The organism is Pseudoalteromonas sp. NEC-BIFX-2020_002, from assembly GCF_013002825.1.
Classification (GTDB): Bacteria; Pseudomonadota; Gammaproteobacteria; order Enterobacterales; family Alteromonadaceae; genus Pseudoalteromonas; species Pseudoalteromonas neustonica.
Genome location: NZ_JABEPJ010000015.1, coordinates 30,851 through 57,600 on the forward strand (window position 1 = coordinate 30,851; position 26,750 = coordinate 57,600).

The 26,750-nt window shown below is 39.1% G+C and carries 25 protein-coding genes; 17 read left to right on the plus strand and 8 right to left on the minus strand.

The window, feature by feature from the left end; all coding sequences use genetic code 11:
* Positions 1-229: 229 nt before the first annotated feature.
* The gene (locus tag HJP15_RS15935) at positions 230-595 is read right to left on the minus strand and encodes a hypothetical protein (protein WP_054453408.1); all 366 of its coding nucleotides are present in this window, start codon (positions 593-595) and stop codon (positions 230-232) included.
* A 94-nt stretch (positions 596-689) separates the two neighbouring features.
* On the opposite strand from HJP15_RS15935, the gene HJP15_RS15940 reads away from it, so the two are divergent.
* Positions 690-1,292, plus strand: coding sequence for a DUF4124 domain-containing protein (locus tag HJP15_RS15940; RefSeq protein WP_170174124.1), 603 nt, complete (start codon positions 690-692; stop codon positions 1,290-1,292).
* Between the two features lie 15 nt (positions 1,293-1,307).
* Positions 1,308-1,955 carry a DUF4124 domain-containing protein gene (locus HJP15_RS15945; RefSeq protein ID WP_054203549.1) on the plus strand — a complete coding sequence of 216 codons (648 nt, stop codon included), beginning with the start codon at positions 1,308-1,310 and terminating at the stop codon, positions 1,953-1,955.
* A gap of 101 nt (positions 1,956-2,056) precedes the next feature.
* Here the strand turns inward: HJP15_RS15945 and yejK are convergent, their stop codons facing one another.
* A complete protein-coding gene (yejK, locus tag HJP15_RS15950) occupies positions 2,057-3,073 on the minus strand; it encodes a nucleoid-associated protein YejK (RefSeq protein ID WP_054203548.1) in 1,017 nt (338 codons plus the stop codon).
* Between the two features lie 62 nt (positions 3,074-3,135).
* Here yejK and HJP15_RS15955 point away from each other — a divergent pair, with 62 nt between their 5' ends.
* The 13 genes from HJP15_RS15955 to HJP15_RS16015 all read left to right on the plus strand — a co-directional run bounded on the left by HJP15_RS15955 (position 3,136) and on the right by HJP15_RS16015 (position 17,415).
* Positions 3,136-3,348, plus strand: coding sequence for a YejL family protein (locus HJP15_RS15955; protein WP_016707302.1), 213 nt, complete (start codon positions 3,136-3,138; stop codon positions 3,346-3,348).
* A gap of 5 nt (positions 3,349-3,353) precedes the next feature.
* On the plus strand, positions 3,354-4,850 hold the full coding sequence (locus HJP15_RS15960) for a DUF3413 domain-containing protein (RefSeq protein WP_170174125.1): 1,497 nt from the start codon (positions 3,354-3,356) through the stop codon (positions 4,848-4,850).
* Between the two features lie 111 nt (positions 4,851-4,961).
* The gene (locus HJP15_RS15965) at positions 4,962-5,438 is read left to right on the plus strand and encodes a hypothetical protein (RefSeq protein ID WP_054203546.1); all 477 of its coding nucleotides are present in this window, start codon (positions 4,962-4,964) and stop codon (positions 5,436-5,438) included.
* A gap of 81 nt (positions 5,439-5,519) precedes the next feature.
* Positions 5,520-7,238, plus strand: a complete 1,719-nt coding sequence (aceK, locus tag HJP15_RS15970; protein WP_170174126.1) for a bifunctional isocitrate dehydrogenase kinase/phosphatase — start codon at positions 5,520-5,522, stop codon at positions 7,236-7,238.
* A 15-nt stretch (positions 7,239-7,253) separates the two neighbouring features.
* Positions 7,254-8,192, plus strand: coding sequence for a LysR family transcriptional regulator (locus HJP15_RS15975; RefSeq protein WP_054203544.1), 939 nt, complete (start codon positions 7,254-7,256; stop codon positions 8,190-8,192).
* A gap of 170 nt (positions 8,193-8,362) precedes the next feature.
* Positions 8,363-8,806 (plus strand): ferritin-like domain-containing protein, encoded by a 444-nt coding sequence (locus tag HJP15_RS15980; protein ID WP_054203543.1) that lies wholly within the window; start codon positions 8,363-8,365, stop codon positions 8,804-8,806.
* Positions 8,807-9,022: 216 nt separating this feature from the next.
* Positions 9,023-9,418 carry an ExbD/TolR family protein gene (locus HJP15_RS15985; RefSeq protein WP_054203542.1) on the plus strand — a complete coding sequence of 132 codons (396 nt, stop codon included), beginning with the start codon at positions 9,023-9,025 and terminating at the stop codon, positions 9,416-9,418.
* A 135-nt stretch (positions 9,419-9,553) separates the two neighbouring features.
* Entirely contained in the window at positions 9,554-12,370 is a 2,817-nt protein-coding gene (locus tag HJP15_RS15990; RefSeq protein WP_170174127.1) for a TonB-dependent receptor, read from the plus strand.
* Positions 12,371-12,415: 45 nt separating this feature from the next.
* Complete coding sequence (locus HJP15_RS15995) at positions 12,416-13,726, plus strand: DUF5690 family protein (RefSeq protein WP_170174128.1); 1,311 nt, start codon at positions 12,416-12,418, stop codon at positions 13,724-13,726.
* An 8-nt stretch (positions 13,727-13,734) separates the two neighbouring features.
* A complete protein-coding gene (phnX, locus tag HJP15_RS16000; protein ID WP_054203539.1) occupies positions 13,735-14,544 on the plus strand; it encodes a phosphonoacetaldehyde hydrolase in 810 nt (269 codons plus the stop codon).
* A complete protein-coding gene (locus HJP15_RS16005; RefSeq protein ID WP_170174129.1) occupies positions 14,544-15,944 on the plus strand; it encodes an FAD-dependent oxidoreductase in 1,401 nt (466 codons plus the stop codon). The genes phnX and HJP15_RS16005 overlap by 1 nt, the downstream gene beginning before the upstream one ends.
* Positions 15,945-15,950: 6 nt before the next feature.
* Complete coding sequence (locus tag HJP15_RS16010) at positions 15,951-16,562, plus strand: HD domain-containing protein (RefSeq protein ID WP_170174130.1); 612 nt, start codon at positions 15,951-15,953, stop codon at positions 16,560-16,562.
* Between the two features lie 166 nt (positions 16,563-16,728).
* Positions 16,729-17,415 carry a GntR family transcriptional regulator gene (locus tag HJP15_RS16015; RefSeq protein ID WP_170174131.1) on the plus strand — a complete coding sequence of 229 codons (687 nt, stop codon included), beginning with the start codon at positions 16,729-16,731 and terminating at the stop codon, positions 17,413-17,415.
* Between the two features lie 34 nt (positions 17,416-17,449).
* Here HJP15_RS16015 and phnW read toward each other — a convergent pair whose 3' ends face one another.
* The 5 genes from phnW to HJP15_RS16040 form a co-directional block, all read right to left on the minus strand.
* On the minus strand, positions 17,450-18,553 hold the full coding sequence (gene phnW / locus HJP15_RS16020) for a 2-aminoethylphosphonate--pyruvate transaminase (RefSeq protein WP_170174132.1): 1,104 nt from the start codon (positions 18,551-18,553) through the stop codon (positions 17,450-17,452).
* A gap of 144 nt (positions 18,554-18,697) precedes the next feature.
* Positions 18,698-21,697 carry a TonB-dependent receptor plug domain-containing protein gene (locus HJP15_RS16025; RefSeq protein WP_249365881.1) on the minus strand — a complete coding sequence of 1,000 codons (3,000 nt, stop codon included), beginning with the start codon at positions 21,695-21,697 and terminating at the stop codon, positions 18,698-18,700.
* Between the two features lie 42 nt (positions 21,698-21,739).
* Complete coding sequence (locus tag HJP15_RS16030; protein WP_054453390.1) at positions 21,740-22,816, minus strand: FecR family protein; 1,077 nt, start codon at positions 22,814-22,816, stop codon at positions 21,740-21,742.
* Positions 22,813-23,370: a sigma-70 family RNA polymerase sigma factor gene (locus HJP15_RS16035; RefSeq protein WP_170174133.1), complete on the minus strand. Its 558-nt coding sequence runs from the start codon at positions 23,368-23,370 to the stop codon at positions 22,813-22,815. Before HJP15_RS16035 ends, HJP15_RS16030 begins: the two co-directional genes overlap by 4 nt.
* 138 nt (positions 23,371-23,508) lie before the next feature.
* Positions 23,509-24,387 (minus strand): LysR family transcriptional regulator, encoded by an 879-nt coding sequence (locus HJP15_RS16040; protein ID WP_054453388.1) that lies wholly within the window; start codon positions 24,385-24,387, stop codon positions 23,509-23,511.
* 118 nt (positions 24,388-24,505) lie between these two features.
* Here HJP15_RS16040 and HJP15_RS16045 point away from each other — a divergent pair, with 118 nt between their 5' ends.
* Positions 24,506-25,153, plus strand: coding sequence for a peroxiredoxin-like family protein (locus tag HJP15_RS16045; RefSeq protein ID WP_054203532.1), 648 nt, complete (start codon positions 24,506-24,508; stop codon positions 25,151-25,153).
* A 4-nt stretch (positions 25,154-25,157) separates the two neighbouring features.
* Positions 25,158-25,922: a haloacid dehalogenase type II gene (locus tag HJP15_RS16050; RefSeq protein WP_170174134.1), complete on the plus strand. Its 765-nt coding sequence runs from the start codon at positions 25,158-25,160 to the stop codon at positions 25,920-25,922.
* A gap of 56 nt (positions 25,923-25,978) precedes the next feature.
* Here HJP15_RS16050 and HJP15_RS16055 read toward each other — a convergent pair whose 3' ends face one another.
* The gene (locus HJP15_RS16055; protein WP_054203530.1) at positions 25,979-26,581 is read right to left on the minus strand and encodes a TetR/AcrR family transcriptional regulator; all 603 of its coding nucleotides are present in this window, start codon (positions 26,579-26,581) and stop codon (positions 25,979-25,981) included.
* Positions 26,582-26,750 lie beyond the last annotated feature (169 nt).

Below are 26,750 nucleotides of genomic sequence, written 5' to 3' on the forward strand. Positions count from 1 at the left end.
TCTTAAGCTGGCTTGAGTATAAGTAAACAGAACCAAAGCCGCTTATTAGCGGCTTTTATATTACAAATTATATTAAGTTCATCATTAACTCATAATGAAATTATAAAAATATTGTCGCGTAAATTCACTTTGTGTTTGCTGGAGATACTCTGCTGGAGAGCTTAAACAATAGTAATATAATTAAATCAATACGTTAATAAGTATCTCAACACACGCTCAAATTAGATAATTAACTTTCACTCGCTAATTTGTACGCCTCATATTTTTCACATTCGAGTTCTGCTATATTTTTATCATAAATAGATTGAGACATATCAGATTTCAATGTTAACTCCTTGCATCGCTGTTCTAACTCTCCAACCTTTGGAATCGTTGGATCGATATTATGAAGTAAGATATGTTTATCAATTTGCCCTCCCCTAGATTGCATTTGACGCTGGATATCTTGAGCAACCATTTGCTGCTTAAGTTTTGCTTCATTGTGCATTTGTTCACTCATTTTGTGATAATCAACGACTACTTTTCTTTCAACCAATTTGTTATAACAAACCAACAACACAAATATAGCCAGTAAAAAATAAATAATCCCTTTCATATTAATAATTTCCCCTTGACAGAATAATGGGTTTTCTAGCCTAATACATCACTATAATAAAATACTCATTCGAGTCAATTCACAAGGAGGTTTTATGCGTAATAACCTGATAAAATTTAAGTTGCTTATTGGTTCTGTATTATTTTCAGTGTCCGTTTGTGCACAACAAGTTTACAGCTGGGTCGATAAGAATGGTGTTCGTCATTTTTCTGATGTTCCTACGAGTCAAAGTGCGGAAGTAGTCGAGGGTATTGAGTCAACCCCCACTCCAAAAGCAAAGAATAAAAATGAAAACCAATCTCATGGCTCTGAAGAAGAACATGAAGAGTATACCCCCGGTGCTGAAGTTCCCATAAAAGGCTCGGGCACAATACTCAGTTGCAATAAGTCTATCTCATATCATGGTAATTATTATCAAGGTAGTTCTTCCTATACGATGAATAAACAGTACACTACAAAAAAAAATGCGATGAATGTTTTAAAGACGCACGAAAATAGTAAGGATAGATTAAAAAAAGAGAACGAGAGGTTAAACGCTCATCTTGAAAAACAACAAGCTCATTATAATAAAAATAAAAGTAACTCGATAAAATATGCCATTGAAAATACAATGGACCAAATTGCTGAAAACAACTGTGAAATACAGGTCCATTTACGTTATATGGAACTCACGCAAGAAAAAATAAATTCATTATAAAAACCAAGGAATGATATGACCAAACTTATACTCACTATGCTACTTTTATCAAGCTTTGTCACACAAGCAAAAGTGTATATGTGCGAAGATGAACAAGGGAATGTGTCATATACCGACATTCCTTGTAAGAAAAGTGCATCAACCGTTGCCCAAAAAAATGAAAGTGCTTCTCAAAGCCCAATAGTTAACGAGATCCCTAAAGAGATTAATACTGTCAAAGATGCTTTGAATTATATTGGCTTGAACCAATTAGTACTTTTGAATTTAGATTTAATTGAGCAGCAATATATCATCCCGCAAGGTAGTTTTAATTACGAGTACTCTTTTTTAGCCCCCAGTAAATATCAATATTCAAATGTTCCTATCCATAATGTGAGTGCAAGATTTATAAATGGCATGGGTGAAATTGTTTATCAAGGGAAAATGTACGCAAGAAATTTTTCATCTACGCCTGACAACAATGGTTTTTTCAACGCCACTTTTTCTGATATCAATAAACGAATGATGGAAATGGGACTAGAAGATCAGACTGAAAACACGCTTCGCTATGGAAAAGGCAACTGGAGGTGGAATCATCGTAATTTTGCCTGTCATGCTCAATCAGACTTTAGGCCAAGAAGTTCTGTAATTGGGTTAAAAATTACGTGCAAAACACAAAAGTAATATTACTGTGAAGTTCATAGAAAATTAACAGTAAGTACAACTCAAACAAAGAATAAAGCCGCGTCAGATCTCGCGGCTTTATTTGTAACTCTGTTTTAAGCTTACTCTTTCTCATTTTCCATAAAGCGCTGTAACTGATCTTTTAAGTTAGGCGGAATGCCTTTGATAACCAACGTATCAGTAGCGTCGTTATACATAACGCGTTCACCTAAATGCTTACGTTCAAAGCTAATGCTTACACCACCACCAAGACCTGAAAACTTAACCATACTTGTCACTGTTTTCTTGTCAACTGGAAATGACTCTTCTAAATCATAACTTTGCTCTTTACAAAAGCTTTCAAACGGGTTGTCGTCACCTTTAGTCAAGGTTGCGGATAATTCGCTGACATTCGCGTCTTCACCTGTGGTGACACAATCATTACAATAATCGAAAACTTGTTTTCGCAAGTCGTCTTTTTCAGACTTATCAAATTGTTGCTCTGATAGGTAATCTTCAACTGCACTGAGCATCACTTGACTTTGCTGCTTAGGATCAATGCCTTCTTCACAGCCTAAAAAGTCTAAAAAGAAGTCGGCTACTTTACGCCCAGCTCGCCCTTTAATAAACGAAATATAACGATTATCTTCAGCTTGAGTATCCCATGCAGTTAAATCAATACGTGCAGCAAGTTGCATGCGAGATATATCTAAATGACGTGATGAGGCTAAATCAAGTTCAGAGGTAATTGAATAGTGCTCTTTAATGTTGATCATCGCAATCAACATATAATCCGTTGCGACGTATTGGTAATGACAAAAAATTAAATAGCCGGTTTCGTTAAACGCATACTTATTTAATTCTTCTTTTAATACAGTAGTTGCTTGCTCTGTCATGTGCCAAAAGCCAAGTTCGTCATTACGATAACTTTGCATTGCAGATGCAACCACACTATTTTTATCTCCGCTAAATGCACAATAACCTTTACCAGGTTTACCGTTATATGCGTGATGCAGTTGCTCGATGAATACAGCGACTTTTTCATTCACTGCCATTTCGTCATTGCGCAAATGAATTTGCGTATCGTCGTCTTTTTTGTCTACATAATGAACGACTAACTTTTTAACATCTATTGCCATCTTTGTTTTTCACGCCTCTGGTGTTAAAATATGAGAATATAACTCTTTTATTGAACCAACTGATGCCAATCTTATCAAAATATTCTAATGATGAAGTAGAACAAATCGTCGATCAACTCATTGATGTGTTAACTAAACACAATGCGCCGGTTGATTTAAGTCTTATGTGTTTAGGAAATTCTATCACGCATATCTTAAAAGAGCATGTACCAACAGGGAAAAGACAAGCCGTTGCGGATAACTTTGCGAAAGCACTTGCGCAATCGGTTAAATAAACTTTATGAATTTATCGCAGCACAATCAGTTTTCGTCTAAAGCGAGTCAATTATTAAGTTGGGGCCATTGGTTCACCTTCGCTAATATTGGTTTAGTTTTGCTTATTAGTTTAAGTTACTTATTTGCCGACTCGCCACCGACAACTGCAATCGGGTATGTTTATATGCTAGTTACTTGGCTTAGCCACACTAGCTTTATTACCTTTATTGCCTTTGTGCTGACGATTTTTCCGTTAAGCCTTATATTCCCCTACCCTCGGCATATTCGTGGAATGGCCGCCATTCTTGCAACCTGCGGAGCATCACTACTTACGCTTGACGCTTACGTATATTTTAATTTAGGTTATCACTTAAGTAGTTCAGCATTGCCTGAAATTGTGACTTTATTATGGCATAGATTAACCAGCAGCCCGGGGTTAACCAGTTTACTTGCTGGCGGGATTGTCATACTTATTTTTGCATTTCAATTACTTGCAAGTAACTATACTTGGCATCATTTAGCACGTTTAAAACAGTATAAGTTCGCACGATACGCCAGCTCATTTTTATTAGTATGTTTTGCTATGAGCCACAGTATTCATATTTGGGCTGATGCTAATTTAAAATTTGATATCACCAAGCAAGACAACGTGTTGCCGCTATCTTATCCAACCACGGCTAAAAGTTTATTAGCAAAGAATGATTTATTAGATATTGAAAGCTACAAGCAGGCACACAATGTTAAACTCACATCGCAAAATATTAATTATAGTGCCCCTTCACCACTAACCCGATGCGAAAATTTTACGCCCGCAACCATTGATATCTTAGTATTTAGCTCTACAGCAAATCTAAATGATTTTGCTAAGCAGCATACAGACTTATATAAAACAGAGCAGTTTTTACAAGCTGTTGATCATCAAGATGCACTTTTTAGTCTAATTTATGGCCTGCCTGCTTATTATAAAGCAGTACTTATGGACGAGCAGAATCTTCCTGTGTGGCAAACACAACGTCGTAGCCTTTCGGTCACTGGATTTGAAGATTTCACATATATAAATGGAGCTAAAACAAATGGTGCTGCAATCCGTATCGTAAATGCAGATGCACAGACCACAGTTCGTGATAATAACACCCATATTTTCGCTTTTAGTTTAGCGACTGATAACAATAGTGTTGTTAGTGTCTCTACTTTATATAGCTCAGATAAAAAAGTCACTCGAGCTGATGGCCTAATCCAACCAAGCGATCTCATTGCTACCAGTGTAGGCCAATACTTAAAGTGCCCTAATGTTACAAAACAAAGCATGCTGGGCGTTAATTTATATAGTAAAAAAGATGATATCGGTGTTAATTATTCACAAGGTGTCTTCATTGCGTACAAAAAAGATCGCATTACTTTGATTGATTCTGAGGGTAATTATAAAAATATATCTGCTGCACAAGGCTTTTCAATTGAGCAAAGTTTAGATATCCCATTTTTAGTACATAGTATTAAAAAGCTAAGAACATTTACGCATTAGCCTACACAACAGCCCTTATAGATGTCTATTAGGGCTTGAGCATTTAATTTGCGATTTGCCCTAGTTAGGTTATAGTTTTTATTATTACCTGACTAAGGAAGGTTAAAAGTAATGAAATCACCCGCAATTTTTTTTATTTTCTTTATCGTTCTTTTCACATCAAGCCTAATAGCTAATGATACTCATTACTATAAATGCATCACGGATAAAGTAACGACCTTCAGTCAATTCCCATGCAGTGGACAAGCAACCCAGCATAAAGTCACAACGGCTAACGTAGCAGACTCATCCAAAATTGATCATACTAAATCCCTCAATGCACTTGAGCGCGAACAAATAGTACGCAACCTCCATAGCGAGATCCGCAGCGTAAAACATACACTTGCAATTTTAAGCCGTAAACGCGATACCGCTGAATATAATCAGCAAGAACGCCTAACACGCCTGATGAGTGATGATGATAAAAAGCACACTGCAAAAGACATTAAAAAGCAGATCAAACGAATCGATAAAACCTACGCAAAAAAGAAAAAATCAACAGAAAAAAAACTGGCTGCATTAGAAAAAAAGTTAAAACGTTATGAATAAGCTATTGGGTTTTACTAATATTTAGCATACTCTTAACATCAGTAGAGCATATACTCTACACCGTATTCTAGGAGTAGCCATATGTGCGCGCACGAGATTGCCGAATTCATTTTAAAAGGCTTTAAAAAGCACTATTTATTATTTCAAAAAATTACAGCACAAGCCCCGCTTGCCTTTGCGCATAAAGACTGGTCTAAAATGCACGAAATTAGTCGTTTGCGGATCAGTTATTACGATGACCGAGTAAATGAAACAACGCAACAACTCAAAGACGAGTACCTAACAACACAACTTGATGAATCGCTATGGCTTGCAACAAAGCAGCACTATCAACAGTTCTTGCTTTTTCACCCACAGGCAGAATTAGCTGAAACATTTTACAACTCTGTTTTTTGTCGATTATCTCATCGTCGTTATTTTAATAATAATTTCATTTTTGTTAAAGCCACACTCGCTGATGCCCCTGCGTTACCAATTGAAGCAGAGTATCGTAGTTATTTTCCTGTTATTGATGGCTTAAAACCCACGATCCGTAAAATTATTGAGCAATTTGACTTTAAAGCCTCTTTTAATGACTTAGAACGCGATATTCGCTTACTTGTTAAAGCATTTTATAAACAAGCGCCAGATACACACCACAGTGCATGGCAAATGCGTTTTGATATATTACAAACTCCCTTTTATCGTAATAAAGCCGCCTACATTGTAGGCCGTGTTGTTTCGCAAAGCGGTGTGCAGCCTTTTATTATTGCCGTTCTTCACCATGAAGATAAAGGTTTATATTTAGACGCCCTACTCACTAAATCATCACAAATGCGGGTTATTTTTGGTTTTGCCCGTGCTTATTTTATGGTTGAAACCCATGCGCCCTCTGCATTAGTCCGTTTTTTAAATCAGCTAATGCCGAATAAAACCCTTGCTGAACTGTACAACGCGATTGGTTTTCACAAGCAAGGAAAAACCGAGTTTTACCGTGAATTTTTAACGCACCTAGAGCGCTCAAACGACGATTTTATTATCGCCCCAGGCACACCGGGAATGGTGATGATGGTATTCACGCAACCTTCTTTTGGCTACGTGTTCAAAATAATTAAAGACAAATTTGGTGAGAGTAAGCCTTTTGGTCGTGACACTGTTCTAAAACGCTACCAATTAGTTAAAAGCCATGACCGAGTCGGCCGGATGGCTGACACCATAGAGTATTCTAACGTCGTATTCCCACTGGCACGCTTTAACGCTACATTATTAACACAGTTAAAGGCAACAATAGGGTCATCAATGGTGATTGAGGGGGATTTGTTGATTATAAAACACCTCTATATAGAGCGAAGAATGACACCGCTGAACTTATTTCTAGAAAGTGCCAACGAAGAAGATGCACGTACTGCCATTATCGAGTACGGGCAAGCGTTGAAAGAGATGATTGCGGTAAATATTTTCCCTGGCGACATGCTTTTGAAAAATTTTGGGGTCAGTAATCACAAGCGAATCATTTTTTACGATTACGATGAAGTCCAATATCTTACTGATATGAATTTTCGAGCCTTACCTAAACCAAAAACCTACGATGATTACTTAACTAACGAACAAAGTTACTCTGTGGCACCCCAAGATGTATTCCCAGAGCAATTATGCACCTTTGTAATGCCAAACCCTTGTTATAAAGCGATTTTTACGAAAATGCATCCTGAATTACTCGATGTCGAATTTTGGCAACAAGCGCAAAAAAATGTTAAAAATGGCCTTGTTAGCCACATTTATCCATACCCTAGCTCACAGCGTTTTATCCATAGTTGGTAAACGAAAGGACACACAATGAACATCAGCAAAATAGACTTAAATTTACTTGTTTATTTGGATACGTTATTACGCGAATGTAATGTTACGCGTGCCGCAAACCAACTGAGCATCACACAGCCTGCAATGAGCAATGGCCTAAAACGCTTACGTAACTTATTTAACGACCCCATTTTAGTTCGCACAAGTGATGGTATGGTACCCACAGAGCGAGCGCTTGAATTACAGCCAGTGATCCGCGGTATATTAATGACACTCGAAGAGACACTTGCTCCTAACCGCGAGTTTGAAGCCAGCCAAAGTAAACGCGTGTTTCGTATTATGGCTAGTGATTACGCAGCCAGTACACTTGCGCCTAAGCTACTCAGTAAGCTGCATACAGAAGCACCTGACACCACTTTAGACATTTTGACTCCAAGCGATGTAACCTTTCATGATGTTGAAAATGGTAAGGTCGATATGGCGATCAATCGTTTTGAAAATTTACCGCAATCGTTTCATCATAAACGTATATGGAAAGATAGCTTTTGTTGTTTAGTTAAGGCTGACAACCCGATAATTGAAAGTTTTAGTCTAGATAGTTATTTAAAAGCACGGCATATTTGGGTAAGTAAAACAGGCTTTGGTGTGGGTGTTGGCATGGATCCTAAAGATGTGCAAAAACTGGGCTGGGTAGATGAAGCACTCGCCCACTTTGGTAAGCATCGTAACATTGCCACTTTTACACGTAATTACCATGTCGCAATTCATTTAGCAAAAGAGCAAAACTTAGTCGCTACATTACCCTCAAAGGCCGCCAATATTTATTTAGATGACCCAGGTTTAAAGATCCTCGATCCTCCTTTCCCAATTCCACCTTTTGAGTTAGATATGATCTGGAGCCCGTTACTGCACAGAGACGCAAGTCATATTTGGTTAAGGCAAAAAGTAGCTGAAGTTGCTGATGAGTTAAAGTAACAGTCTTACATACTCCTGTGTAAAATTTGCTTACGTCTATTTCTAAGTGAGTCTGAGAAATTAAAATAACGCTTTAAAATCAAACGTATAACACAAACAAAATAATGGAATGACCATTGCTTTAAGTTAATTGAACTTTAATATTCATTTAACTTAAAGAGGTCAACATTATGAATACCCATCAAGGAACAGAAGTAAATCATATCACTGACATTATCCAAGTAATGAACAGCGGCATCGATTTTTATGAAAAAGCTCAGGAGAAAGTTCAAGATCCTGCCATAGGTGCACTTTTTCAACGTATGATCGACGCACGTAAAGTGAGCATTGAAAGCTTACAACCTTACGCTATTAATGAACAAGGTGAACGAGAAGATGGCTCCTCTTTTGCTGTTGAAGCTCGCCGTGCTTACACCGCGCTTATTACTAAGTTCAGCTCAAATAACGACCAAACCTACGTTAAAGAGCTAGAAGAAGTAGAAGACAAAACACTCGAAGAAATAAAGTCAGCCATGCAAAAACCACAGCCACATGATTGCGAAGCTGCATTATCAAAAGTACTGTTAACAATGCAAAGCTGCCATACAGAAATGAGCCGTATGCAAAAGCATTAATCAAACTTGTTATACAAAGCCCAGTGTTCACGCTGGGCTTTTTTATGCCCGCATAAAATTAACTTTTATAACAATGCAACGCAAAGAATTAATAAAAATAAAATATTTATTTAACCACAGCTCATTTTCACTCTACTAGTCTTACTAATAGGTACCTAATACCGCTGTGGCGCCGCAGCATTTATTTAAACTTAATAAATATAATAAGGTTCCATTATGAGAAATAAACAACATGTAAAACAAAATAACGCCGAGGCAGATATGACGCCCATGCTTGATATTGTGTTTATATTATTAATTTTTTTTATTGTTACAACTTCATTTGTTAAACCCGTAGGTATTGAGTTACAACGCCCTGTAGATAACCCTCAAATAGATAAGCAATCTAAAAATGCGCGCTTCACCATTGACCAAAGTAATGCGGTATATTTTTCCGGACGGTTAATTGATTTAGACCAAGTTGCAACTAATCTCGCCATGTTCGCAGCCAAATATGAAATTACTACCGTACAAATTGCCGCGAACGAAAACAGTACACATCAAACATTAGTGACCGTAATGAATAATATTAAAGACTATAATAATTACCCTATAGCACTCACCTCCCACTAAAAACTATAAAAGGGCCTTTCGGCCCTTTTTCATAAATAAATCTTTTCGTCACATGTTTGTAAAGATAGCCGTTTATTATTAGCTTTAACAAGACTGGTCTAGACCAGATATTTTAAACTTGAGGCTGAACTAATAATGAAACGACATGCAATAGCAACGGCAATATTACTAAGTACCAGTGCATTACTTGTTACCCATAATACAGTTGCTCAAAACGCAACATTTGTAGGTACAATTAAAGATAACAAAACACATTTATCAGGTGCGTTAATTAGCATTGTAGGCACTGATAAAAGTACGGTTACCAACTATCAAGGCCAATTTGAACTACCTAAGCTTGATGCGGGTAGTTATCAATTAAAAGTATCTTACTTAGGGTATCAACCTTATTTAATTGATATAAATATTGCAGAAGATGAGGTAAAAAAACTAAAACCAATCACCCTCTTCGCAGTAACAAACGATAATGCTATTGAAGAAATTATTGCCGTAGGACACATTCAACGTGGTGAAATGGCCGCTGCAAATAACCAAAAAAATGCTAAAAGCATTAAAAATATTATTTCTGCAGATGGGATTGGTAAACTCCCCGACCGAAATGCTGCTGAGGCTGTGCAACGTATCCCAGGTGTATCAATTGAGCGAGATCAAGGCGAAGGTCGCTTTGTTGCCGTTCGCGGTTTACCAGCACAGTGGAGCTCTGCAAGTATAAATGGCGATCGTTTACCTACCGCCGAGGAAGAAACCACCAGCCGCGCCACTGCATTTGACTTTTTCCCTAGTGAACTCATCGAGTTTGTCGAAGTATCTAAAGCGCTTACACCTGATATTGAAGGCGATGCGATTGGCGGCAACGTAAACTTTGTAACCAAAAAAGCACCCGATGATTTTGTATTTAATACCAATCTTGCTATTGGCCAAAATGAATTAGCTGATGGTACAAATTACTCCGCTAATGTGCTTTACGGAGACAGACTCCTTGATGACAAGTTAGGGTTCTTAATTAATGCGACCGCTTGGCAACGAGATTGGGCTACTGATAACTATGAACCTCGTCGTGGTAATGACGGCTTAGGTATTTATCGATTAGAGCTACGTGATTACACGGGTACACGCGAAACCTATGGCCTCAATGGTGCTATTGAATATCAGCTCGAACAAGGAACGTTAAGTGCTACAGCTATGTATGGCACACTAATAGATGATGAAACGCATTATAAACACCGCATGCGTTTTGATAAAAACCGCGCAGAAGTACAACATATTCGAAATGAATTAATTACTGAAATGACCGGTTTCGAGATTGCCGGTGAGCACTACTTCGGTTACGACAAAACCCTCTCATGGAAACTCTCTAGTTACGAAAACGAGTTTCGTTATGGTGATACACCTAATACCGATGACAACAGCTATTTTGTCGTGCGATTTGATCAAAAAGATGTCGGCTATCAAGGGCTAGAAGACCGTGGAACGGGTAAAAATTATGCCTATAACACGGTTGATAACGGCAGCGATCCTTGGAATGCAATCAGTAATCACTTACCCAATGGGTTTTCATTCGATCCCAGTAAAGCAAAGCTCTCTTGGGTAGAGCTTTATAAAGTATTCGTTAACGAAAAAGATAAAATTGTCGCCAGCACAGATTTTGAATGGCAACTAGACAGCGATTTAATATTAAAAGTAGGTGCTAAATATCGTGATAAAGAACGCGTAGCGCGTTTTAGTGATGAGTTTTACGCATGGGATGAAGCTCAGTATGGCGTAGCACCTACATTAAGTGACTTTAGTTTGTCAGACCAACCAGGCAGAAATGACTACTTAAATGAGCTAAATGTTGACTATCAAAGTCAATTTTCGCAGGTTGCCGCAACTGATGCTTTGGCACAATTTTGGAATAAAAATAAAGAAAAATTTGTACTTGATAAGAGTGAGTCTGCTTTAATCGAAAATGGCGGTGCACTTGGTCGTAATTTTGATGTGAGTGAACAGCACGCATCGTTATACGCAATGGCAACTTATACCTTCAATAGCCAGTGGGAAATGTTAGGTGGATTACGATTAACACAAACCGATACGAAAGTTGACGGTTACCTGTATTTAGCTGACGAGGATAAAGTCATCCCTAGCAGCGCAAGTAACGATTATCTCTCTGTGTTACCAGCATTGCACCTTACCTATCATTTTGATGAGCAAACAAACTATCGCTTAGCGTTAACTCGCTCATTTTCTCGTCCTGATTTTGGCTCCCTTACCCCTGGCGCAACTTATTTAGAAGCAGAAAACGAACTTGTTACTGGTAATCCAGAGCTTGATCCTACTTATTCAAATAATCTCGACTTTATGGCTGAGTACTTTTTTGAAAGAGTCGGTTTAATTTCTGCGGGGGTGTTCTACAAAGATATCAGCGACCCTATTTTTCAAAGTAGTTCAATGGGTAAGTTTGGCAACAAAAGTAGCGTCAATATTATTCGCCCAGAAAATGGGGATAGCGCGTGGCTTGCTGGAGTTGAAATGGCTTTTAATCGTGACTTAGCCTTTATTAATCCTGCTTTGGAAAGTGTGGGCGTTATGGTCAATGCTACATTTATGGATTCACAAATGAGCATCCCAGGCAGAGCCGACAAGGTCGCGATTTCACGCCAAGCCGATAATTTATATAACTTTACCTTGTACTACGATGATTCATTTTTTGCTGCGCGAATTGCGCTTAACTATAAAGGCGAATATATCGAAGAGCATGGCAGCAACTCACAGTCTGATAGCTATTATGGCGATAACACCAGTGTTGATTTTACTACGTCATATCAGCTTAACGATAATGCATTAGTCTATTTAGAGTTAAACAATCTAACTAACGAGCCACTTAAATATTACTTAGGCGATGAGAGTCGCCCTTTGCAAGTCGAATATTACGGTGTGCGTGGCATGATTGGCATTAATTACCAATTCTGATCACTTCTATGTTGTGCGGGGCTATGCCCCGCAAAGGACTGCTTTATGTTTACTCAACCACAATGGCTAAAACGTGCTCACGGTATTGGCTTTGTTTTATTCGCCGCCAGCTCTGCGTTTATGACTTACTTTTGTATGTACGCTTTTCGAAAGCCCTTTACTGCAAATAGTTATACCGAGTTTGACGATCCGAGCTGGCAAGTCAGCTTTAAAATAGCTTTAATTCTTTCACAAGTTTTAGGCTATCTATGCGCTAAGTTTATTGGCGTTAAGGTCATTGCAGAAATGCGTCACCAACAACGCGGTCTAGCGATCATTGCCATGATCGCGGGTGCCGAATTATCGCTGATTTTATTTGCCATCACACCGGTTGGTTTTAATATTGTCTGGCTGTTTTTTAACGGTTTATCGCTTGGCATGATTTGGGGAATTGTGTTTAGTTTTTTAGAAGGCAGGCGCACCTCTGAAATTCTTGGTGCGGTGCTCAGTGTTACCTTTATTCTCGCCTCTGGTTTAGTCAGAAGTGTTGGCAAATGGCTAATTGACACTTTAAATGTACCTGAACTGTGGATGCCTGCTGCAACCGGCGCGCTTTTTTTGCCGATACTATTACTGAGTGTTAAATGTTTAACATTATTGCCCGATCCAACCTTGGCAGATCAGCAAGCCCGTCAACAGCGCTTACCTATGGATGCCAAAGCACGCTGGCAGTTTTTTAAACGTTATTGGTTTGGTATCAGCGCTTTGATATTGAGCTTTTTACTCTTTACAGGCTTTCGTGATTTTCGTGACAACTTTGCGGCAGAAATATGGCAAGCACTGGGGTACGGGCAAGAGCCTGCTATTTTTGCTTATGCGGGGATCCGTATGGCACTCATCGTACTAATCGCTTTGGGCGCAATGGTACTGGTGAAAAATAATAAAACCGCATTTTACGTTAATCATGCATTTATATTATTTGGTGCTTGCTTACTTATAAGCAGCACTTTGGCTTTTGAAAGCCAATTACTTAGCGCCAAAGCTTGGATGGTGTTACTCGGTGCAGGCCTTTATATTAGCTACATTCCCTATAACTGCTTCTTATTTGATCGAATGATTTCTGCCGTTGGTTCAACAGCTAACGCAGGGTTTTTAATATATCTAGCCGACTCTGCTGGCTATTTAGGCTCTGTGGGCATTTTACTCTATCGTACCTTTGTAATGCCTGAAATCAGTTGGCTGAACTTCTTTATTACGGCCAGTTATTGGGTCGGCACTGTGGCTGGGTTTTTAGTTCTGTGCTCGTTAAGTTACTTTTCAATTCGTTTATCTACACAAAAAGCACCTTCGCCAACATTGGCCTCTATAAATATTTAAGGAACATTATGACAAAGTTAGAAGCACTCATTTTAGATTGGGCCGGCACGGTTGTTGATCATGGCTCAGTTGCTCCAACCACCATTTTTGTTGAAGCATTTAAAACCGCGTTTAATTTCGAAATCAGTTTACAAGAAGCGCGCATTCCAATGGGTATGGGTAAATGGGATCACATCGCAACATTAGGATCACTTGCTGATATTAAAGCGCGTTGGCAAACACAGTTTGGTGCGCCTATGAGTAATGACCAAATTGATCATATTTACGAGACTTTTATGCCATTACAAAAAGCCAAAGTCGCTGAGCGAGCAATGCCAATCGCAGGGGTATTACCGGTGTTAAATCGCTTAAAGCAACAAGGTTTGAAAATAGGCAGTTGCTCAGGTTATCCTCGCCAAGTTATGGATATATTAGAAGTTGCGGCGGCTGAATATGGTTATAAACCCGATCACAGCGTGGGCAGCGATGAATTATCAGCAGGATCTCGCCCAGGTCCTTGGATGGCCCTTGAAAATGTAAATGTATTGGGGATCAGCAATGTCGCACATTGCGTTAAAGTCGACGACTCAGCACCTGGTATTGCAGAAGGCTTAAACGCCGGAATGTGGACAGTCGGCGTTGCATTAACAGGCAATGCAGTGGGCCTAACAGAGTCACAATGGCAAGCATGTTCACAAACCGAACAAGATGAACTTACTCGTACAGCCTACCAACAACTTTATTACAGTGGCGCACATTACGTGATTGATTCACTCGCTGATATTGAGCCTATTCTTATGCAAATTGAAGCAAGACTTGCACGTGGAGAGCGCCCTTAATGACATATCAACCTTTTTGGTTTGATAGCGCTATAAATGAGGAGGCCGCTGCGCCTTTTCATTTATTACCCCAAGGGCACCACACTGATGTGTGCATTATTGGTGGCGGGTTCACCGGCCTTTGGACTGCAATTAATATTAAACAACAACATCCTACAAAAAAAGTAACCATTATTGAGCAAGGATTATGCGGCCAAGGCGCATCTGGGCGAAATGGCGGCGCAATGCTAACCTGGTCAACAAAGCTTCCTAGCCTAATTAAGCTCGTTGGTTTAGATAACGCGCTATTTTTAGTTAAGCAATCTGAACTAGCCGTGCATGAAATAAGCGCATTCACAAAAGAACAAGGTATTGACTGTGACTGCAGAATCGACGGATGTTTTTATACCGCCTCTAACCGTGCACAACTGGGCTTGCTTGATAACGCTCTGGATTGTTTAGAGCAGTTTAAACTCAATTCTTGGCAGAAGTGCACTGCTGAGCAACTGTTACAAACAGGCTCAAAACAAAATTTGCATGCTCATTTTTCTGCTAATGGCGGCAGTATCCAACCAGCAAAATTAGTCAGAGGGCTTAAGCGTGTTGCCCAACGAATGGGGGTTGATGTTATTGAGCATTGTCGTTATATACAGCATCATGACCATGAGCCAATAAATGTCACCACCAATCAAGGGGCGTTAGTTTGTAATACCCTTATCTTTGCTGTTAATGCGTGGCTACCCACTTTACAAAACCAGTTTTCTCGCTCTGTAGTCTTGGTTTCAAGTGACATGATCATCACCAAACCAATACCTGATGTACTCGAGCAACTCAAGTTAAATCATGGTAGTGCAATTATTGATTCTCGTACTTTTGTTAACTATTACCGCAGCACCTCAGATGGGCGTTTAATGCTTGGCAAAGGTGGAAATTTTTTCAGTTATGGCAATAAAGTACATCCCAAATTTGATCAGCCAAGTCACTATAAAAAATTACTTAATAGCTCATTGGCTCATTTTTTCAAAGGGCATGAACTGCCTATCGAACGCACATGGACTGGGCCATCTGACAGAAGTGCCACTGGCTTTCCTTTTTTCGGGCATTTAAACGCACATCCGCAAGTGCTTTATGCTGGTGGTTATTCTGGTAATGGTATTGTTCAATCTTATTTAGGCGCAAAAATACTCTCAGCTATGGTGCTTAATAATAATCCACAATGGCAACACTGCGGATTAGTAAATCAGCCGCTTAAGCAATTCCCAATAGAGCCTATTCGTACCGCTGGCGCCTATATTGTGCGTAATGCTATTCGCCGTAAAGAGTTGGCTGAAGATTTAAACTTGCAACCGCATAAAATAGACTGCTACTTAGCTAAACTCAGCGGTAGTGCAGCAAAAGTTGACATGCAATCACTCAGGTAATATACAATGTCTAAACAAGATTTTCCTGCCATTGCTTCAACAGTAGCAGAAATTAGTTTTTTATATCTCACTTACGGGAATATTCACTACGATGAAGCCTGTTCGCAGTTTGCTCACGGTGCACAATGTGCCTCATTAGCGCAACGCCAAGGTCACAAGGATGATATTGTGATTGCCGCATTTTTACATGATATTGGCCACTTAATTGCACAGCACCAGCAAAAATCAGATATGAATCAACAAGGCTATATTCATCATAGCCAGCTTGGAGCTGATTTTTTAAAAGCTCACAATTTTAGTCATGCAGTGGTCCGGATGGTGCAATATCATGTGCAGGCCAAGCGTTATTTGGTGTCAACTTCAAAGTGCTATCGTGCTTTACTGTCAACCGCAAGTCGAAAAACACTACAGCAACAAGGAGATGGATTAACAAAACATCAGCAACAGGTTTTTGAAAACCAACCTGACTTTGAAGATTTACTTACATTACGTCATCTCGATGATGCAGGTAAAGATCCAGATATGGTTACATCAGCTCTGTCATACTGGTTACAAAAAATTGAGCTGCACTTACAGCACGTTAGTGCATACGCAAAAAAATTTAACCTAGAAAGATAAACTGCCCCTAAACTAAGCTGGCAAATAATTAACCTGAATTTTGGTTAAGATATTTATTAACATACTGATTTAATAATATAAACTGAATGCTATAAGCGTTAACAGTGGTCGTTTGAGATGGGTTAATTATTCACACCTCAAGTCAATGAACGGTAAACATAAAACTATGCTTTTATTTCAAGAAATTCGCAATTATATCCTCGCCCTACTCCAGCAAGACGAAATTGCCACGGGCAGTAAGCTGCCATCAGAGCGGGCTTTACAAGAGCACTTCAACTCTACACGTATCACTGTGCGTGAGGCATTGATCCGATTAGAAGCAGAAGGATTAATTTATAGTCAAAAACGAAAAGGCTGGTTTGTCACTCCACATAAACTAAAATGGCATCCCGCAACAAAAGTTAACTTCTACGAACTTGCTAAGCAGCAAGGCTTCACAGCACAAACACGTTTAGTGAGTGCGAACAAAATTGATAATATTAATTTTACCGATATTTTTAGCGCACAGAGCCTATATCATCTGCAGCGAGTGCGTAGCTTAGACAATCGTGCAGTCATGTTTGAAGACATTTTTTGTGATGCGCAGCGCTTTGACGGTCTTAATAAGCATTCGTTAAATAGCTCAATTACCGAGATCATGGCCAAACAGTATGCAACAAATGTAGTAAAAGAACAGAGCATTATTAGCGTAACGGTGCTTCCTGACGATGTCTGCGATATGCTTGAAAAAAACAGTGGTACACCATGCTTAAAAGTAGTGCGTCAGCGTTTTGATGAGCAAGAAAAATTGGTTGATCATAATATTGAATATTGGTTACACAATGCGATTGAAATGATTGTCGAAGGCCAATAAAGCGATACGTCTAATATCGCTTTTATAGCTCAATTTATACTGTATCTTGCCAATAAAGATTACTTGCAACGGCGTCAATCAAACGATGCATATCGGCTGCAAATACATGGCCAATGTTACCAACACGAAAGCAATCCGCATCTGACACTTTACCAGGGTAAATCACAAACCCTTGATTTTTTAGTGTATTATAAAACGTTTTAAAATCGTAACCCTGTCCTGTTGGTGATAAAAACGAAGTAATAATCGGTGAATGCACTGACGTATTTAATAAAGGAGAAAAACCAAGCTTTTTCATTCCCGCGACAAGAATATGCTGATTTTCCTTGTAACGTTTATAACGCTCTGTGATCCCTCCCTCCTCTTCAAGTTCGACTAATGCCTGATAAAAAGCCCGTACAACATGAGTTGGTGAAGTAAAACGCCACTTACCATTGTTTTTCTCCATACAGTGCCACTGTGCAAAGAGATCTAAAGAAAGGGAACGTGAAACGCCTTCACTTTGCGCTATAATGTGCTGTTTGCAAACCACAAAACCAAAACCTGGTACACCTTGAATACATTTGTTTGCCGAGCTAATCATCACATCAACATGCCAATCGGCCAAATCGAAAGGGATCCCGCCAAAACTGCTCATTGCATCTAAAACAAACACCTTGTTATACGTTTTGGCCAACTGTCCCACTGCTTCGGCTGGATTTAACATACCCGTGGTTGTTTCGCAGTGAACCATCGCTATATGCGTAATATCAGAGTCGTTTAGTAAAACAGCTTCAATATCAGTTACATTTGGTAGTTGGGTTTCGGTGTAATTGATAATGTGTGTATTAATATTCAAATAGGTAGCAATTTCGCCTATTCGCTCACCATACGCCCCATTATTAATAACCAATAATTTATCACTGCTTTTTATTAAACTGCCAAGAGCAGACTCCACACTCGCTGTCCCGCTGCCTTGCATTAGCACACTGGTGTAACCTGGATGTGCAGTAGCAAGTGCCACCAGCTTAGCTCGGATTGCTTGAACTACACCTTGGTTATATTCATCATCCCACGTACACCAATCCTTTAGCATCGCTTTTTTTACTGTATCAGAGGTGCTTAGCGGCCCTGGGGTTAGTAGTAAATAATCATTCATTGTAATTTCCAACTCAATCTGGTCTAGTCCAGATAGTATTGAAGATTTTATCTTTAAAAAACAGTGAATTTTTTATGACAGATCAAAGCGAAAAAAGGGCCTTTCAGCCCTTTGAATATTAAATAACAATAGGAAAGTTATTTATTAAAAACGGTATTCTGCGCCGATATAATAATAAGCACCATTAAAGCCAAATGGAGCCGAACGGCGTGAATACTCAAATACACCAGGGCTACTAACAATAGTATTACCATTTGCATCGACAATGGTGCCTAAACGTGAATTACCTATTTTGTTTTTGTCAGGATAGACATCAAACAAATTGTTAGCACCAATGTTGACTGATAGGTCTTCTGTAACAAAGTAATTCACTTTAATATCAGTCAAAATTTCTGCTGAATACGTTTGGCTTCCACCATCTTTAACCGTGTATTCACCAAAACGATTAAGCGATAAATTAACCGTCCAATCATCGCGTTGATAAAGCGCACTTAAGTTAATCCGGTCCTCTGGTTGCCATTCTTCAATGATTGAAATTTCTTGATCTGAGAATACATCTTCAACCGGCACTGTTTCTAAACCTGAACCTGCTGGTGTAAATAACGATACAACATCAGTTTTAGTAAAGTTAGCAGCAAGTGTAAAATCAAGTGTTCCGCCTAAACCTTCTGTATTCCATGTTGCTACAAAATCGATACCACGCGTTTCAGTATCAGCGCCATTTAAGAAAAACTGGCCCGCACCTGCACCAGAGCTAACTAGTGCGGCATCTAAGCTAGAAGAAAGCCCTTTGCCTAAACGATTACTGATAACAATACGATCGTCAATATCTATCGAGTAGTAATCAACCGTCACATTAATGTTATCTGTTACGTTATACACAATACCTAAACTGCGATTTTGAGATTTTTCTTCTGTCAGTTTTGGAATACCTAAACTTTGCGCAAGTGTTGAATCATTTCTGAATGTCCCCACTTCTTCAGCAACTAATGTACCATTAGGCCCAACAACAAACTGCGTACTAATATTATTAAAGTATAACTGCTGCATAGACGGCGCTCTAAAGCCTGAGCTCAACGCACCACGAAGTGAGATATCATCAGTTACTGACCAGTTACCTGCCAGTTTAAAGTTAACAGTATCACCAAAGCCTTTGTAGTTATCGTAGCGAAGTGCGCCCGATAAAATTACATCGTCTATCACATACGCTTCTGCGTCTATATAGAATGAAATTACATCACGCGACTCATCAACAGATGACGCTGGAGATGAACCACCAAACCCTTGTGTGCCACCAGATGCGTTTTCACTCCCTACACCACCACTTAACCCGTTGTAAATACTTACCCCGTTATTTGTATCGTAATCGCGGTATGCGTATTCATTACCTTCTAAAATGCGGTATTCATCAGTACGAATTTCGGCGCCCATTGCAAATGAGTAATCATCAAAATCTTGCGTAAAATCAAGATTGATTGTTTGAAGTGATAACTCCATACCATAGGCATAGGCCTCGCGTGGGATAGTCGCTCGTATGTCAGCAGCACTTAAACCTTGGTCATAACGTAAAAAGTTTGCGTAAGATGCATTAATTGTGTCACTCGTCGTGTAACCAATGCTGTTTTCACCGTAGGTATAGGATAAATCTAAGCTTGCGTCGTTATCAAACTGTGTTTTATAGCCGAAGTTATACGAAATATCGTCGATAGTCGTATTAATTTTTGGTAAGAAACCTAACGGTATTGTCGCATCGTTATCTTGCAATACTGGATTACCACCGGCATTTGCATTATGACGGAAAAACGCAGCCGATTCGTTATCACGCGTTGAGTAAGTAATAAAACCATAAAGCTCGCCATCGCCAAGTTCATACCCGGTATTGACAGTTAAACCAAATTGTTGTGAATCAGCATCACCAATTCGAAAGGTATTACGATCCGCTGTTAACTCGCGTGGATCACCAGCCAATAAAGTACCGTCACTTAGCTCTGTACAACCATAAAATTGGCAAGAGCCATGTAAACCAGCACGGTTAGTCGGGGCGCGATCTCTGTAATTAAGAGTCACGTTTACATACCCTTCATCACCTAATGCAAACCCTTTATTAAAATCAAGATTGACGGTTTCGCCATCCCCTTCAGAATATTGACCATAATTAATGGCCGCTTTACCACCATCATCGGCATCTTTTAAAACAATATTAATTACACCCGCGATTGCATCAGAGCCATATTGTGCGGCCGCACCATCACGTAAGACTTCAATACGTTTAATCGCTGAAGCTGGGATCGCATTCATATCTGTACCCGCAGTTCCACGCCCCACTGAAGTGTTGATGTGAATAATACTCGCTTGATGGCGACGCTTACCATTGATCAGGACGAGTGTTTGGTCTGGGCCTAAACCACGCAATGTCGCAGGGCGTAATGCATCGGTACCATCACTAATTGACGAGCTTGAAAAGTTAAATGAAGGGGCAATAGACTGTAACATACGGCCAACTTCGGTTTGGCCTGTGTTTTCAAGCGCTTCGGCACTTAAAATATCAACTGGAACAGGTAAATCTTCAACTGAACGGCCCGCTACACGGCTGCCGACAATGGCAATTTTTTCGATGTTTTCTTTTGCTGTTTCTTCTTGTGCATTAACGGCTTGGCTGTTAACTGCCATTAAAAGTGGTAATACAGCTGCACTGACCCCTGAAAGCTTCATCATGTTGTTATCATTCCTGTTGATTTGTTTGAGTTTTATACTCAGTAAACCATTTTGATCAACAACCGCATCGAGCTCAGTATTTTGCAACATTGTATTTAATGCATCTAACTGAGTGTAATAACCAAATACTGATTGGGCTTGGTACTGCTTTGCCAGTTCAAATGAAAAAACCACGGTTTGTTCTGTCTGTTTTGCAAAGTCAATCAGTGCTAGATCTGCTCGCTGCGCTTTTATATCAAATTGCACCATCTGTGACTGGACAGTATTTGCGTGTACATTGAAACTCAATGCTATCGATGCAAATACTGATAGACCACAATGGGTGTATGTTTGGTTACTGCGCAACTTATACAAACAGTTGAGGAAGAAAAATCCGCTACGTAATTTTATTTTTTTATTGATTATTTTTTTACTTTTTAGTTTTACCATCGTAACTTACAACACTTTATTTAAACAAGTAAGTAGGCATGCTTAGCTGTTATTGCTATGTTTTAGGCTAACAATATGTTCACCTAATCGTTCATGATCAATGGCTAAATTTAATTTAAGGCTATCAAGTAAACCAGCAATATCACCCGCTTTAAAAACACCTGCAACTTTAAGTGAAGCTAACGCTGGATCCGTTAGTTCAAAGCGCGTAGCAGTGTAACGACTTACTTCTTGCAGCGCTTCGCTCAGGGGTTCTCCATTAAAAATTAGCATACCATGTTGCCATGCTAAATCTCGCTGAACATCATCTTGTGTTAATTGTTTAATCGGCTTAGTGATACTTTCTTTTATTAATGCTTTTTCACCTGAGATCACAATACTGGCATTAATATTTTTTACTTCAAGTGTGTCGTTACTTGCATCTTGTAATTGCACAAAGTGCTCTGCATTTACTTCAACCGCAGGGTCTGTGATCATCACTTTGCCTTCAGTTACAACCAACTCTAAATCAGAAGCTGCATTGCGTTGTACATTAAAGACAGTCCCTAATGCTGTAAACGATTTATCACCCGCCATGACACTAAAAGGTCGTGATGCATCTTTTGCCACATTAAAACGCCCTTCACCGCGCGTTAAAATCAATTGTCGGCGATTTTGTGTGTAGGCCACTTCTAATAAACTATTGGTATTGAGCTGAACAATCGTGCTATCGGGCAACACATACGTTGCTTGCTCACCCACTTTAGTGCGATAAATTTTGCTATATTTAGCCTGCTCTTGTGGAGCGCTAGGCCAATGCTCAATGCCGATAAACATAAAACTGGCAACCAACATAGCAGCAAAGATACTCGCAGCCACAGAAAAACTAAAACGCGGTGCACTGTGCTGTGAAGGCACTTGTTTATTAGGAAACAGACTACTCAATTCATTCAATACACTCAACTCATCCCACAATTGGGCAAGCTCAAATACAGCGTCTTGGTGTGCTTTACTTTCCTTTACCCATACTTGGAATGCGGCACGTTCAGTATCCGACAAACCACGATCCATAGCACTTATCCAGCGGCTTGCTTTGGCTTGAATTGCGTCTTTTGATGAAAATTGATGAATATTACTCATTTTCCTACCCTCCTGGTAGGGGTGTCTTTATCGGCGACAGACTCTGAAGGATGTTCTTGCTGCTGCATGTATTGCATTGCTTTTAGTAACCCTTTGGCAATGTGCTTTTCAACAGTACTTTCACTTAAATTCATTTGCGCAGCAATTTCTTTTTGGCTCATGCCATAGACTTTTTTTAATATAAAACATTTACGTACTGGTTGACTTAATTGCTCTGTTGCTCTGCAAAAAAGTAAGAATCGCTCTTTAGATGTAACTTCATCTTCTAACTGCATCGATGATAAATTTTGCTGATAATCATCACTGCTATCAAGAGAATCATTATATTGGTTATCCCATTTCGCAATGTGATTAAGCGCCAAATTTTTTGCCGTTTTTAGCATATAACTGTGAGTATATTTTATATCTTGCTTTAAATCGGCTTCATAACTTTTAACAAAGGTTTCTTGTACGATATCTTCAACATCGTCAGGTAGTACTATTCGTGATACAAATCGTCGTAGTTGTGCAGACAATTCAATAAATGTAGTCGTTACTTTTGTTCCTCGCGTCATCCTTAACTGCCCCTTGTTAATATGAATACGCTAAGACTACGAGTTTTAGCGCCAATTACAAGGTTAATTGTTAAATTGTCGTTATTATGGGTGCAAAAAAGTAACAAATTAAATACAATCGCTTTAATCAGAGCGTTATTATTCAAATATCGACTTCATAAAAGCATAGAAAACTTCTGTTTTTTGCGTTGTTAAACTATTTTGCGGTTTTAAAAACCATACAGGTGCATCATCGTCAGCCAAAATACCGGGTAACACTTCTACTAATGCACCACTTTGTAACTCTTCTGCGATAGCTAATTTTGACTTTATGGCAATGCCATGTCCAGCAATCGCGGCTTGTGTCATATTGTCAGAATTAGAAATCGTAAACCGTGTTTTGGCATTCAAATTTACAATTTCCTGTTGTTCATTTAGTAACTTTAATTGACGCTGCCAAGGTAAACAGACCCAATAATGATTGACTAACTTCGAAAAACTAGTAGGCATGCCGTGCTTTTCTACATAGCTTGGTGCTACACATAGAATACGCCGATTATTTACTACTTTGCGCGAAAGTAACCCTGAATCATTCAGTTTTCCAACTCGGATAGCAATATCCTGAGCATCATCAACAACATTTACGAAGTTATCAGAAATTAAAAAATCTAACTGTAAATCAGGGTAACGTTCTTCAAACTCGCTTAATTTGGGCATTACAAACTTCGAAAAGACCCAAGGAGGCATAGTCACCCTGAGCAAACCGCTAACAGAAGAACCTCGAGCACCGATACTATGTTCCGCATCATGTAACGCTTCCAAGATGGTGCCGATACGATGGTAAAATATCTTCCCTTCTGGGGATAAACGCATACGGCGACTATCTCTAAATATTAAAACCGTCGACAATTCTCGCTCAAGCTTAGCCAACCGATGGCTCACTGTTGCAGGCGAAAGCCCTTGTGCACTTGCCCCAGCTAACACACCTTTATTTTCCACAATCGCTATAAATGTTTCTAAATCACTAATGCTGTACATAACCAACCCTTTTAAAGCGTTTGAATTTTTCGAATTAAGCTTTCGTTTTTACAGTGTTTATTTAATTAAACCAAACACTATACTCGCTTATATTAAATGATAAACAGGAAAACTAATCATGACTTTAAAAGCACAAATAGACGACTACAACCTAGCCAAAATTGCTAAAGTGCCTAGCGACATTCTCGCGCTTATGGATGCTACCACTGAAGATTTAATTGCACAGCATATTGAATTTAATGCCTTAAAACTAAACCAGTCAATAAATGATTTTACGTTAAATAATCACCTTAATGAACCCGTCACTCTATCTACGCTATTAGAGCAAGGCCCCGTCATTATTAATTTTTATCGCGGTGGCTGGTGCCCGTACTGTAATTTAGAACTTAAAGCCCTCAACGAGATGCTTCCTGAGTTTAAAGCCGTAAATGCTCAGCTGATTGCGATATCGCCACAGCTCCCTGATGCATCATTATCAACTTTTGAAAAGAATGAATTAGCCTTTAATGTACTCTCTGATACGAGTAACAAAGTTGCTAGGCAATTAGGTTTAGTGTTTACATTAGATGAGCGATTAAAACCTATTTATGCACAATTTGGTTTAGATATCCCTGCTGCCAATGGAGACAATAGCTATCAACTCCCTCTACCTGCCACCTATATCATTAACCAAAAAGGTCATGTGATTTATGCTTTTGTTAATAGTGATTACACATTACGCGCAGAGCCCTGTGCTATTTTAAATGCACTACAACAGGACTGTTAATATTATGGTGTTGTTTAAACAACTTAAAACGCTAACATTAAGCTTACTTGTAGCTTGTCAATTTATAGGAGGCGATCTTATGGCAGCTGAAAAGACATTAGCGCAACCAAAAGTAATTATTTTTGATGTAAATGAAACCCTGCTCGATCTTGAATCTATGCGAACATCTATTGGGGCTGCGTTGGGCGGGCGAGAAGACTTACTACCATTATGGTTTTCAACTATGTTGCATCACTCTTTGGTAAGTACGGCAATTGGTGACTATCAAGACTTTGGAAAAATTGGTGTGGCATCGCTGCTAATGGTTGCGCAAAATAACGCGATTAAACTCAATGTTGAGCAAGCAAAAACAGCGATTGTTACACCACTACTGAGTCTTCCGGCTCACTCGGATGTAAAAGCAGCACTGCAAATACTCAAAGATCGTGGTTATAAATTAGTTAGCTTAACTAATTCATCAAATAACGGGGTTAAAACACAATTTGAAAGTGCCGGTCTAACTGATTTTTTTCAAGCCCGTTACAGCATTGAAGATATTAAAATCTATAAACCTGACTTGCGTGCTTATCAATGGGCGTTACAAAAATTACAGGTAAAACCTGAAGAAGCACTAATGGTAGCCGCGCACGGATGGGATGTTGCGGGCGCAAAAGCAGCAGGCTTACAAACGGCATTTATAGCACGCCCTGGTAAAGCACTTTATCCGCTTGCAAAAACACCTGACTACAAGGTGAATGATTTAACTGAGTTAGTAGCGTTACTTAAATAATAACGTCAGTCTTTAATTAATCCTAGGGCAATCAGTTGATACCCAGCATCAAGTTTTTACTTTTCAAGCTTGATGCCACTGATAAAAAAGCGCGATGTTAAATCCACAAGCTGCTCTAAGCGCGCTTCATCTAAAGCGGGCTTCCATTTAATCACTTGCTCCCAATACGCCATTTTTTTTAAACCACCATAAAAAAATGCAGCGGCAATATCAGCAGGTACATCATTAAGTACACCCGCGCTTTGAGCTTGTTCAAACCACGTTAGTAGGCCTTTTTCACAGTCTAAAAACTTTACTTCAAGGCGAGCTGCTTGCTCTTTATCTCGCATAGATTCAATAATCACAATACGTGACAATGTTAGGTAATCTTCATCATTGCCCAAAGATAAACAGAGCTTTGCCAAATCTTTTAACTGATCATAAATTGGTATGTCTTTTAAGTATTGGTAACTCTGTAATTGTGCAATGCGTGCTAAAAGTAATGATACAACTTCATCAAATAGTGCTTGCTTGTTTGCATAGTGCTTATAAAGCGTACGCTTAGATACAGTGGCTTTTTTAGCGATGGCTTCCATCGTAGTACCCGCTAACCCACGGCGCGCAAATTCATGTATCGCAGCACATAGCACATCATTTTGTTTGTTATTACTCGATTCCATAATGCCCCCAATATCAATACAAACATTGTAGCATTATTTTTTGTATTTGAATGCTAAGAGTAAAAAAGTAAACGCAAGTGTATACCTATTAAAAATTAAGGTATACACTTGCGTTTACTTAAGCTGAATAAAAGTAATTTGTCTTTACATGCTGGTCATAAAACCAGCT